Here is a 10,557-nt window from a genome sequence, read left to right on the forward strand (position 1 = left end):
GTCCGTCGGCCAGATCTACCTCATGGCCAACCCCCTGCTGACCGAGCCGCCGCCCGACCACGGCCCTCGGCCGGTGTCCCTCGAACGTGCCCGCCTCGGCCAGTACGTGTGCCGCGGCCACGGAGAGGCCCAGGGCCATCTCCGCCGTCAGATCCGCGTTGGCCACACCACGCACGCCGTCCGTGCCGAAGAGTCGTCCCACAGTGGTGTCCTCCGAATTGCTGAAGAGAATGCGGCTCACATCCCCGAGTACACCCCCTGAGACTGTCCGGGGGCTGTAGGGGTTGTGTAAACGAACCGCCCCGGCAGCACATCCGTGCCGCCGGGGCGATCGTTGCGAAGCCAGTCGCAAGGACGGGCGTCGCGATTAGCGCTTGCTGTACTGCGGAGCCTTGCGGGCCTTCTTCAGACCGGCCTTCTTGCGCTCGACCGCACGGTCGTCGCGCTTGAGGAAGCCGGCCTTCTTCAGCGGGCCACGGTTGTTGTCGACGTCCGCCTCGTTCAGCGCACGGGCGACACCGAGACGGAGCGCACCGGCCTGGCCGGAGACACCGCCACCGGAGATGCGGGCGACGACGTCGTAGCGGTCGTCGAGCTCGAGCACCTTGAAGGGCTCGTTGACTTCCTGCTGGTGCACCTTGTTCGGGAAGTAGTCCTCGAGGGTGCGACCGTTGATCTTCCACTTGCCGGTGCCCGGGACGATCCGGACGCGGGCGATGGCGTTCTTACGACGGCCCAGGCCGGCGGCCGGCTGGGGCTCGCCGAAGCGGGAGGCCATGGACTCCGAGGTGTACTCACCCTCGACGGGGACCTCGGACTCGGTGGTGTAGCTGTCGATGTCGACTTCTTCGAGCGGCTGCTCGGCAGTGGTCTCGGCCACGATTCTCCTCAGATTCTCTTCAGGCTTAGGGGGTGGCCGGACTTACTGCGCGACCTGGGTGATCTCGTACGGCTGCGGCTGCTGCGCGCCGTGCGGGTGCTGGTCACCCTTGTAGACCTTCAGCTTCGAGAGCATCTGACGGCCCAGCGTGTTCTTGGGGAGCATGCCCTTGACGGCCTTCTCGACAGCCTTCTCGGGGTTCTTGTCGAGCAGCTCGTCGTAACGGACGGAGCGCAGACCACCCGGGTAGCCGGAGTGGCGGTACGCCATCTTCTGGGTCCGCTTGTTGCCGGACAGGTGCACCTTGTCCGCGTTGATGATGATGACGAAGTCACCAGCGTCGACGTGGGGGGCGTAGATCGGCTTGTGCTTGCCCCGGAGGAGCGTCGCGGCAGTGGTGGCGAGACGACCCAGGACAACGTCCTGGGCGTCGATGACGTGCCACTGGCGCGTCACATCGCCGGGCTTGGGGCTGTACGTACGCACGGTTCGTAGCCTTCGCTTCGAGTGAATGGTCCATAACTGGTCACCGAAACGATCACGACAGCCTGGACCGCACTGCGGCGACGCATACCGCGTACGTGGGGTCGCTGGTCATCGGCCCGGTGGACCGGTGTAAGGGCCCGTCCCGTGAGAATGAGCAAGCCAATACACAACGAACAAGCAGAATACCGGGGTACACCACAAGGGTCAAAACGCGGTATCACCGCAGCCGCCCGGTCACCGAAGCGTACAGGAGGGCACAGAGCGTGACGGCCCTCCGCAGCGTCCGGCGCCGCACCGGCCTCGCGAACGGAAACACCGACGAGAGCGCCACGTCGACGGCGACCGCGGCACACCAGCGCACCAAGGATCCACCACCGCGCGGACGACGGGACGCCCCCAGCACCCCCACCACGACGGACGGCCACACCCCGGCCGTGAGACCCGGCCACGACAGCAGGCACCCCAGCAGCAGCACGGCCGGCAGCAGTCGCCCCAACCACCCGCAGATGTCGCCTTTGCCCGTGCGCATGGAAGGAACGCTAAGGGCTGGAGGGCCGATCCGTGCGGACCAGCACACCCCATGTCCCGTCTAAGATGCGGCCCATGAGCTTTGGGCAGCAGGGGGGACCTCAGTCCCAGTGGGATCCCTGGAAACCGCAGTCGCAGCAGCCCTGGAACAGCGGGGGCGGCCCGTCGCCGGACTGGGCGGCGCTCGCTGAAGCCTCCGAGGCCCGCAACAAGCGACGCCGGGTGCTCCTGATCGGCGGCGGCGCGCTGGCCACGGTCGCGATCGGCACCGCCGTCGCCGTGGCCGTCGTCTCGGCGGGCGGCGACACCAAGGGGAACCCGGCCTCCCTGCCGTCGGCCGACATCCCGAGCCAGACCGCCTCGGCCCCGTCGTTCGCCCCGACCAGCGCCCCTCCCCCGCTGGACCCGAAGGACTTCATCGCCAGCGCGAAGAAGGACAAGGCCCCGCTCAGCCCGGCCACCCTCTTCCCGGGCACCCAGCTCACCATGGGCGAGACGGTCTACAAGAAGGGCCCGACGGCCGACACCAGGAGCTGCGGCTCGGCGGCCGGCGGCACCCTCCCCAAGATCCTCACCGGGAACGACTGCACCCGCCTGATACGCGTGACCTACGTCAAGGACGACATGGCGGTGACGGTCGGCGTGGCCGTCTTCGACACCGAGGCCCAGGCCGCCAAGGCCAAGGGCCAGAGCACCAAGAAGAGCTTCGTCAAGTCGCTGTCCGGCGGCGGCGTGAAGCCCTTCTGCGAGTCCGGCTTCTGTCGCACGACGAGCAACTCCTACGGCCGCTACGCCTACTTCACCAACGCCGGCTTCACCAACGGCAAGGACGTGACGCCCAAGGACACCGCGGTCTTCAAGACCGGGGACGACCTGGCCCAGTTCACGTTCAACCAGATCCGCCGCCGCGGCGAAGCCCAGGCCTCGGCCGCGGCCGACGGGTGACCGGACGTCAGCAGCAGCCGGCCGACGGCAACGACCGCTTGTTCCGCGCCTCCTTGCTGCGTGCGGCGAGCAGTTCGTCGGCCGGGTAGCCGACCTCCTCCAGCGTCAGCCCGTGCGGCCGTACGACGTGCACGGCCGAGTCCCGCACACCCGCCGCCAGCACCTTCCCCGGCCAGTCGGCGGGCCGGTGCCCGTCCCCGACGAACAGCAGCGCCCCGATGAGCGAGCGCACCATGTTGTGGCAGAAGGCGTCGGCCCGCACGGTGGCGGTGATGATCCCGTCCTCGCCCCGCACCAGGCTGAGCTCCTGGAGCGTGCGGATGGTGGTCGCCCCCTCCCGCTTCTTGCAGTAGGCCGCGAAGTCGTGCTCGCCCAGCAGTCCTCGGGCGGCCTCGTTCATGGCCGCCACGTCCAGGGGCCAGTCGTGCCACAGCACATGACTGCGCAGCAGCGGGTCCACGCCCCCGGGATTGTCGGTCACGCGGTACGCGTAGCGCCTCCAGACCGCCGAGAAGCGGGCGTTGAAGCCGCTGGGAGCCTCCCTGAGGGCCCAGACCCGTACGTCCCGGGGCAGCCGGCCGGCGAGCCGCTTGAGCAGCTTCTGATGGTGCTCGGCCCACACCTCGCGCGGCAGATCGACGTGCGCGACCTGCCCCCGCGCGTGCACGCCGGCATCGGTACGCCCCGCGACGGTCAGCTCGTACGTCTCCCGCGACCGCGTCACGGTCCGCAGGGCGTCCTCGATCTCCCCCTGCACGGTCCGCCGCCCCCCGGCCTGCTTGGCCCACCCGGAGAACTCGCTCCCGTCGTACGACAGATCGAGCCGGACCCGGACGTGGCCGGCCACTACTTCGTCACTCACGTACAGATCCTCTCAGAACACAAAAGCGGGTCCGTTCCTGTGAAGGAACGGACCCGCAACGCCCTTGCAGGGGCGCGGGGAACTGCGCGACAAGCCACCACGAACCCGCAGCCGCAGACGTACAGGCCCCGGCAGAACGCTTACGCGTCCTTGGACTCCTCGGCGTCCTCGGCCTTGGTCGTGTCGACCTGAGCCTCAGCAGCCTCGGTGTCCTTGGCGGCGCGCTTGGTCGCGGCCTCGGCCTCGCCCGTAGCCTCCTGCGCCACCGTCAGCGCCTCGACCAGCTCGATGACGGCCATGGGCGCGTTGTCGCCACGGCGGTTACCGATCTTGGTGATGCGGGTGTAGCCACCCGGACGGTTCTCGTAGCGCGGGCCGATCTCGGTGAAGAGCGTGTGCACGATGCTCTTGTCCGTGATGACCTGGAGCACCTGACGGCGGTTGTGAAGGTCGCCCTTCTTCGCCTTGGTGACCAGACGCTCGGCGTACGGACGCAGCTTGCGCGCCTTCGCCTCGGTGGTGGTGATGCGGCCGTGCTCGAAGAGCGCCTTCGCGAGGTTCGCGAGGAGCAGCTTCTCGTGCGCGGCGCTGCCGCCCATACGGGCACCCTTGGTGGGCTTCGGCATGGAACTTCTCCTAGGTGTCTGCCCCGGCCGTATCAGGTACCGGGGTCAGTATCTGAGCAGACGGTCGTCTGTCAGAGATCCGGACGACAAGCCCGAAGGGGTTGGTTGTCGTCCGGAAGGGGCGCGGGGAACTGCGCGATCAAGCACAGCGCACCCGCACCCGAGTACGGACCGGGAGGCCCGAGCTCTCAGTACTGCTCGGTCTCCACGAACCCGGCGTCCGCGTCGTCGTCCGCACCGAAGGCGTCGGCGGCAGCGGTCGGGTCGAACCCGGGAGGCGAGTCCTTGAGCGCGAGACCCATGCCGGCCAGCTTCGCCTTGACCTCGTCGATCGACTTCGCACCGAAGTTGCGGATGTCGAGCAGGTCCGCCTCGGAACGGGCCACGAGCTCACCCACGGAGTGGATGCCCTCGCGCTTGAGGCAGTTGTACGACCGAACGGTGAGCTCCAGCTCCTCGATCGGCAGCGCCAGATCGGCGGCCAGGGCGGCGTCCGTGGGGGACGGGCCCATGTCGATGCCCTCGGCGTCGATGTTGAGCTCGCGGGCGAGACCGAACAGCTCGACCAGGGTCTTGCCGGCGGACGCCATGGCGTCACGCGGGCGCATGGCCTGCTTGGTCTCGACGTCGACGATCAGCTTGTCGAAGTCGGTCCGCTGCTCGACACGCGTGGCCTCGACCTTGTACGTGACCTTGAGAACCGGCGAGTAGATCGAGTCGACCGGGATGCGCCCGATCTCCTGACCGACCTGCTTGTTCTGCACGGCGGAGACGTAACCGCGGCCACGCTCGACCGTGAGCTCCATCTCCAGCTTGCCCTTGCCGTTGAGCGTGGCGAGGACCAGGTCCGGGTTGTGCACCTCGACACCGGCCGGGGGCGCGATGTCGGCGGCGGTGACCAGACCCGGGCCCTGCTTGCGCAGGTACATCACAACCGGCTCGTCGTGCTCCGAGGAGACGACCAGCTGCTTGATGTTGAGGATCAGGTCGGTGACGTCCTCCTTGACGCCCGGCACGGTGGTGAACTCGTGCAGCACGCCGTCGATGCGGATGGACGTGACCGCCGCACCCGGGATCGAGGAGAGGAGGGTCCGGCGCAGGGAGTTGCCGAGGGTGTAACCGAAGCCCGGCTCCAGCGGCTCGATCACGAACCGGGAGCGGAATTCGTCGACGACCTCTTCGGTCAACGAGGGACGCTGAGCGATCAGCATGTGGTGAGTCCTTCAGTCAGGGGCACCCACTATTTGATGCCCTTGCCACCGGGCGGCAGCCCGATATGTGTTGCAGTTACAAGGGTACGGGCGATATGGCCCCGAAGAGCCATACCGCCCGAAAACCTCAGACCGACAAGCGGCCGTGCACCCGCCCCGAGGGGTCAGACGCGGCGGCGCTTCGGCGGACGGCAGCCGTTGTGCGGGGTCGGCGTGACGTCCTGGATCGAGCCGACCTCGAGGCCGGTCGCCTGCAGGGAGCGGATCGCGGTCTCACGACCGGAGCCCGGGCCCTTGACGAAGACGTCGACCTTGCGCATGCCGTGCTCCTGGGCGCGGCGGGCAGCCGACTCGGCGGCCATCTGCGCGGCGAACGGCGTGGACTTCCGGGAACCCTTGAAGCCGACGTGGCCGGCGGAGGCCCAGGAGATCACGTTGCCGGACGGGTCCGTGATCGAGACGATGGTGTTGTTGAACGTGCTCTTGATGTGCGCGTGGCCGTGAGCGACGTTCTTCTTTTCCTTGCGGCGCACCTTCTTGGCAGCGCCCTGACGACCCTTGGGGGGCATCTATAACTCCTACGGGAGGTGGTCGGTCCTACAGCGAAGACCGTGGACAGGCGTCCGCTGTGGACTACTTCTTGCCCGGCTTCTTCTTGCCGGCGATGGCGCGACGCGGGCCCTTGCGGGTACGGGCGTTCGTGCTGGTGCGCTGACCGCGAACGGGCAGGCCGCGACGGTGACGCAGACCCTGGTAGGTACCGATCTCGACCTTGCGGCGGATGTCGGCCTGAACCTCGCGACGGAGGTCACCCTCGGTCTTGATGTTGTTGTCGACGTACTCGCGGATCGCGACGAGCTGCTCCTCGGAGAGGTCGCGAACGCGGGTGTTCGGGTCGACGCCGGTGGCGGCCAGCGTCTGCTGCGAGAGGGTCCGGCCGATGCCGAACACGTAGGTGAGGGCGATCTCCACGCGCTTTTCGCGCGGGATGTCAACACCGGAAACGCGTGCCATTCAATGGCTCCAGTTGCTTGACGGAGGTCTTCCACAGAACCGACTCCCAGTCGCCGTACCAGGTACGAACTGGGTCCCCGGCCTCCGACCGGGGGTGTCAGACCCGGGGGTCTGGGTCCTGCGTATGAACATATTCAGCTTGCGTCGCGCGAATCCCTGCGAGGAATGCAGAGGGATCGGTCGTGCGTCAGCCCTGGCGCTGCTTGTGGCGCGGGTTGTCGCAGATGACCATGACCCGACCGTGACGGCGGATCACCCTGCACTTGTCGCAGATCTTCTTGACGCTCGGCTTGACCTTCATGGGTGAGGTTCTCCGGGTCAGTGCCACCACCCCGGAAGCCGGGGCGCAGGCAAGATCTACTTGTAGCGGTAGACGATCCGGCCACGCGTCAGGTCGTACGGAGACAGCTCCACCACGACCCGGTCGTCAGGGAGGATGCGGATGTAGTGCATGCGCATCTTGCCGCTGATGTGTGCCAGGACCTGGTGGCCGTTCTGGAGCTCGACCTTGAACATGGCGTTCGGAAGAGACTCGACGACAGTGCCCTCGATCTCGATGGCACCTTGCTTCTTGGCCACGCTTCGCCCTTCGAATCGACTACCTTGGTCGACTCCGTGCGAACGCATGCAGACATGCGGGTACACAAGAGCCGAGGAGTCAGTCTACGTCAGGGCCCTCGGAAACACGAATCGAGGAAGTCTGCCCCAGCGGGCAGACCTCTAAGCGCCCCGAAAGGGGCGCGGGGAACTGCGCGACCAGCCCCACGCGCCCGCGGTCGCCACCCGGCAGGACCACCCACCCCTGACGTCACTCAGCCCAGCGGATCAGGCGCGGCGACGATCCCCAGCTCGGCGAGCTTCGCCTTCCCCCCGTCGGGAGACGTGAGCACCAGCGGGCCTTCCTCCGTCAGAGCGACGGAGTGCTCCCAGTGCGACGACCACGTACCGTCCGTCGTGATGACGGTCCAGTCGTCCTGGAGGACCTCCGTCTTCGGCGTCCCCAGGGACACCATCGGCTCGATGGCGAGGCAGAAGCCGGGCACCAGCTTCGGCCCCTTGCCGCGCCGCCGCTCGACGTAGTTGAGCAGGTGCGGGTCCATGTGCATCTCGGTGCCGATGCCGTGGCCGCCGTAGTCCTCGATGATCCCGTACTTGCCGCCGCCGGGCTTGGGCTGGCGGCGGATGTACGTCTCGATGGCCCGGGAGACGTCGACCAGGCGGTTGCCCTGCTTCATGGCGGCGATGCCTGCCCACATCGACTCCTCGGTCACCCGGGAGAGCTCGATCAGCTCGGGGGAGTGACCGGACCCCACGAAGGCCGTGAACGCGGCGTCGCCGTGCCAGCCGTCGATGATCGCGCCGCAGTCGATGGAGATGACGTCCCCGTCCTTGAGGACGACGTCGTCGGACGGGATGCCGTGGACGACGACCTCGTTCACCGAAGTGCAGATCGTCGCCGGGAAGCCGCCGTAGCCGAGGAAGTTCGGCTTGGCGTTGTGCTCGGCGAGGACCTTGCGGGCGACCTGGTCCAGATCCCTCGTCGTAGCCCCGGGCACCGCGGCCTCACCGGTCGCCGCGTGAATGGCCGCGACGACCAGCCCCGCCTCACGCATCTTGGCGATCTGCTCGGGGCTCTTGATCTGCACCATGGGAGCTACGGCCTTTCTGGACCTTCGGCGACGATGAACGCCTTCAACGATACGGGGCCGCGCGCCGGACCCCGCCCACACAGCAGCCGCGGCCCCCGAGGGGAACCGCGGCCGTAGAGCTGTGCACGGACGACTACTTGTCGTCCTCGCCACGCTTCAGCGCCTCCATGGCGCGCGTCGTGACGTCCTCCACCTTGCCGAGCGCGGAGATCGTGACCACCAGGCCCTGGGCCTTGTAGTAGTCGATGATCGGCTCGGTCTGGGTGTGGTAGACCTCCAGCCGCGTACGGACCGTCTCCTCGGAGTCGTCGTCCCGCTGGTACAGCTCGCCGCCGCAGACGTCGCAGACGCCGTCCTTGGCCGGCTGCTTGTACGTCACGTGGAAGACGTGCGAGGAGTCGTTACGGCAGATGCGGCGGCCGGCGATGCGCTTGACCACCTCGTCCTCGGGGACCTCCAGGTCCAGCACCGCGTCGAGCTGCATGCGCTCGGTCTCGAGCAGCTCGTCGAGCGCCTCGGCCTGCGAGACGTTGCGCGGGAAGCCGTCCAGCAGGAAGCCATTCTCGGCGTCCGGCTGCTCCATGCGGTCCTTCGCCATCGCGATCGTGACCTCGTCGGGCACCAGGTTGCCCGCGTCCATGTAGGACTTCGCCAGTTTGCCGAGTTCCGTCTGCCGGCTGATGTTGGCCCGGAACAGGTCGCCCGTGGAGATGTGCGGGATCGACAGGTTCTTGGCCAGGAACGCGGCCTGCGTTCCCTTACCGGCGCCCGGCGGCCCGACGAGGACGATACGCATCAGCGGAGGAACCCTTCGTAATTGCGCTGCTGGAGCTGGCTCTCGATCTGCTTCACGGTCTCGAGGCCGACACCCACGATGATCAGGATGCTGGTCCCGCCGAACGGGAAGTTCTGGTTTGCCTGGAAACCAACCAACGCCATCGTCGGTACGAGAGCGATCAGACCCAAGTACAGCGAACCCGGCCAGGTGATCCGGTTGAGTACGTAGCTCAGGTACTCAGCGGTCGGTCGGCCAGCCCGGATGCCCGGGATGAAGCCACCATACTTCTTCATGTTGTCGGCGACTTCCTCGGGGTTGAACGAGATCGCCACATAGAAGAACGCGAAGAAAACGATCAGCAGGAAGTACGTGGCGATGTAATACGGGTGGTCGCCCTTGACGAAGTGTTGCTCGATCCAGGTCTTCCAGCCCGACTTGCCTCCGGCGAACTGAGCGATCAGCGCCGGGATGTAGAGCAGCGAGGAGGCGAAGATGACGGGGATCACGCCCGCCTGGTTCACCTTGAGCGGGATGTAGGTGGATGTACCGCCGTAGGAACGACGGCCGATCATGCGCTTGGCGTACTGGACCGGGATACGGCGCTGGGCCTGCTCGACGAAGACCACCAGGCCGACCATGACGAGGCCGACCAGGATGACCGTGCCGAACTCGATCCAGCCGCCGGCCAGGGAGCCCTGCTTCTTGATGGCCCACAGGGCGGACGGGAAGGTGGCGGCGATCGAGATGAACATCAGGATCGACATGCCGTTGCCGATGCCGCGGTCGGTGATGAGCTCACCGAGCCACATCACGGCCGCCGTACCGGCGGTCATCGTGATGACCATGGTGATGGTGACGAAGATCGACTGGTCGGGGACGATCTGGCTGGCCACCGGGCAGTTCTGGAACAGAGCACCACTGCGGGCGGTGGCGACGAGGCCGGTGCCCTGGAGAATGGCGAGAGCGATCGTCAGGTAACGGGTGTACTGCGTGATCTTCGCCGTACCGGCCTGGCCCTCCTTCTTCAGGGCTTCCAGACGCGGAATCACCACGGTCAGCAGCTGCAAGATGATGCTCGCCGTGATGTACGGCATGATGCCCAGCGCGAAGATCGTGATCTGCAGCAGCGCGCCACCGCTGAACATGTTGACCAGGCCGAAGATGCCCTGGTTGGCCTGGGCGTTGTCGATACAGGTCTGGACGTTCCGATAGTCGACGCCGGGGATCGGGATGTGCGTACCGATCCGATAGACCACGATGATGCCGAGTGTGAAGAGCAGCTTCTTGCGCAGGTCGGGCGTCTTGAACGCCCGGGCGAACGCGGTGAGCACGGTGCCTCCTGCGACCCCCGCGCAACTGCGTCAAGGGTGACGGTCTTGAGGTTCGACGAATAGGTAACGGTCAACTGCCGCTGTGAGTGCCCGAGTGCAGCACCCAGTGAAAAGTGGGCAGTGCAGGCCACCTTACCGGCGAGCTGCCGCCCCTCGCACCGTAGGGTCGCTGTCTGAGAAGTCTCTTAATGATCGTTGTGAGCGGCACGTGCGCGTGCGGCGCGCCACTCGGGCGCCAGCACCGACC

Annotated in this window: 14 protein-coding genes and 1 pseudogene; 1 reads left to right on the forward strand and 14 read right to left on the reverse strand. The window is 67.0% G+C overall.

Annotation, left to right across the window (positions count from 1 at the left end):
* The 4 genes and pseudogenes from ABZ281_RS20705 to ABZ281_RS20720 form a co-directional block, all read right to left on the reverse strand.
* A pseudogene (locus tag ABZ281_RS20705) lies at positions 1-202 on the reverse strand (hypothetical protein); the annotation flags it as partial.
* A gap of 165 nt (positions 203-367) precedes the next feature.
* Positions 368-880, reverse strand: coding sequence for a 30S ribosomal protein S9 (gene rpsI / locus ABZ281_RS20710; protein WP_184849023.1), 513 nt, complete (start codon positions 878-880; stop codon positions 368-370).
* A gap of 42 nt (positions 881-922) precedes the next feature.
* Entirely contained in the window at positions 923-1,366 is a 444-nt protein-coding gene (gene rplM / locus ABZ281_RS20715; RefSeq protein WP_193481530.1) for a 50S ribosomal protein L13, read from the reverse strand.
* A 217-nt stretch (positions 1,367-1,583) separates the two neighbouring features.
* Complete coding sequence (locus ABZ281_RS20720) at positions 1,584-1,895, reverse strand: hypothetical protein (protein ID WP_356657467.1); 312 nt, start codon at positions 1,893-1,895, stop codon at positions 1,584-1,586.
* A 74-nt stretch (positions 1,896-1,969) separates the two neighbouring features.
* On the opposite strand from ABZ281_RS20720, the gene ABZ281_RS20725 reads away from it, so the two are divergent.
* A complete protein-coding gene (locus ABZ281_RS20725; RefSeq protein WP_356657469.1) occupies positions 1,970-2,839 on the forward strand; it encodes a hypothetical protein in 870 nt (289 codons plus the stop codon).
* Positions 2,840-2,846: 7 nt separating this feature from the next.
* On the opposite strand, the gene truA is transcribed toward ABZ281_RS20725, so the two are convergent.
* The 10 genes from truA to secY form a co-directional block, all read right to left on the reverse strand.
* Positions 2,847-3,701 (reverse strand): tRNA pseudouridine(38-40) synthase TruA, encoded by an 855-nt coding sequence (truA, locus tag ABZ281_RS20730; protein WP_356657471.1) that lies wholly within the window; start codon positions 3,699-3,701, stop codon positions 2,847-2,849.
* Between the two features lie 140 nt (positions 3,702-3,841).
* Complete coding sequence (rplQ, locus tag ABZ281_RS20735) at positions 3,842-4,327, reverse strand: 50S ribosomal protein L17 (RefSeq protein WP_142160573.1); 486 nt, start codon at positions 4,325-4,327, stop codon at positions 3,842-3,844.
* 188 nt (positions 4,328-4,515) lie between these two features.
* A complete protein-coding gene (locus ABZ281_RS20740) occupies positions 4,516-5,538 on the reverse strand; it encodes a DNA-directed RNA polymerase subunit alpha (protein ID WP_003966937.1) in 1,023 nt (340 codons plus the stop codon).
* 164 nt (positions 5,539-5,702) lie between these two features.
* Complete coding sequence (rpsK, locus tag ABZ281_RS20745; RefSeq protein WP_003956432.1) at positions 5,703-6,107, reverse strand: 30S ribosomal protein S11; 405 nt, start codon at positions 6,105-6,107, stop codon at positions 5,703-5,705.
* A gap of 64 nt (positions 6,108-6,171) precedes the next feature.
* Entirely contained in the window at positions 6,172-6,552 is a 381-nt protein-coding gene (gene rpsM / locus ABZ281_RS20750; protein ID WP_003974244.1) for a 30S ribosomal protein S13, read from the reverse strand.
* Between the two features lie 187 nt (positions 6,553-6,739).
* Complete coding sequence (rpmJ, locus tag ABZ281_RS20755) at positions 6,740-6,853, reverse strand: 50S ribosomal protein L36 (protein WP_003974245.1); 114 nt, start codon at positions 6,851-6,853, stop codon at positions 6,740-6,742.
* A 56-nt stretch (positions 6,854-6,909) separates the two neighbouring features.
* Positions 6,910-7,131: a translation initiation factor IF-1 gene (gene infA / locus ABZ281_RS20760; RefSeq protein ID WP_003948620.1), complete on the reverse strand. Its 222-nt coding sequence runs from the start codon at positions 7,129-7,131 to the stop codon at positions 6,910-6,912.
* A 233-nt stretch (positions 7,132-7,364) separates the two neighbouring features.
* Positions 7,365-8,201, reverse strand: a complete 837-nt coding sequence (gene map, locus ABZ281_RS20765; RefSeq protein WP_356657474.1) for a type I methionyl aminopeptidase — start codon at positions 8,199-8,201, stop codon at positions 7,365-7,367.
* Positions 8,202-8,334: 133 nt separating this feature from the next.
* On the reverse strand, positions 8,335-8,997 hold the full coding sequence (locus ABZ281_RS20770; RefSeq protein WP_356657476.1) for an adenylate kinase: 663 nt from the start codon (positions 8,995-8,997) through the stop codon (positions 8,335-8,337).
* Complete coding sequence (secY, locus tag ABZ281_RS20775; protein WP_356657478.1) at positions 8,997-10,310, reverse strand: preprotein translocase subunit SecY; 1,314 nt, start codon at positions 10,308-10,310, stop codon at positions 8,997-8,999. Before secY ends, ABZ281_RS20770 begins: the two co-directional genes overlap by 1 nt.
* Positions 10,311-10,557: the final 247 nt, after the last annotated feature.

Origin of the sequence: Streptomyces sp. NPDC006265 (genome assembly GCF_040613555.1) — a bacterium.
GTDB lineage: Bacteria > Actinomycetota > Actinomycetes > Streptomycetales > Streptomycetaceae > Streptomyces.

Bases quoted from the DNA above. Each gene is read 5' to 3' on its own strand.
- ABZ281_RS20720 (WP_356657467.1), bottom strand. From the start codon at position 1,895: ATGCGCACGGGCAAAGGCGACATCTGCGGGTGGTTGGGGCGACTGCTG.
- ABZ281_RS20725 (WP_356657469.1), top strand. From the start codon at position 1,970: ATGAGCTTTGGGCAGCAGGGGGGACCTCAGTCCCAGTGGGATCCCTGG.
- rplQ (WP_142160573.1), bottom strand. From the start codon at position 4,327: ATGCCGAAGCCCACCAAGGGTGCCCGTATGGGCGGCAGCGCCGCGCAC.
- ABZ281_RS20740 (WP_003966937.1), bottom strand. From the start codon at position 5,538: ATGCTGATCGCTCAGCGTCCCTCGTTGACCGAAGAGGTCGTCGACGAA.
- rpsK (WP_003956432.1), bottom strand. From the start codon at position 6,107: ATGCCCCCCAAGGGTCGTCAGGGCGCTGCCAAGAAGGTGCGCCGCAAG.
- rpsM (WP_003974244.1), bottom strand. From the start codon at position 6,552: ATGGCACGCGTTTCCGGTGTTGACATCCCGCGCGAAAAGCGCGTGGAG.
- rpmJ (WP_003974245.1), bottom strand. From the start codon at position 6,853: ATGAAGGTCAAGCCGAGCGTCAAGAAGATCTGCGACAAGTGCAGGGTG.
- map (WP_356657474.1), bottom strand. From the start codon at position 8,201: ATGGTGCAGATCAAGAGCCCCGAGCAGATCGCCAAGATGCGTGAGGCG.
- ABZ281_RS20770 (WP_356657476.1), bottom strand. From the start codon at position 8,997: ATGCGTATCGTCCTCGTCGGGCCGCCGGGCGCCGGTAAGGGAACGCAG.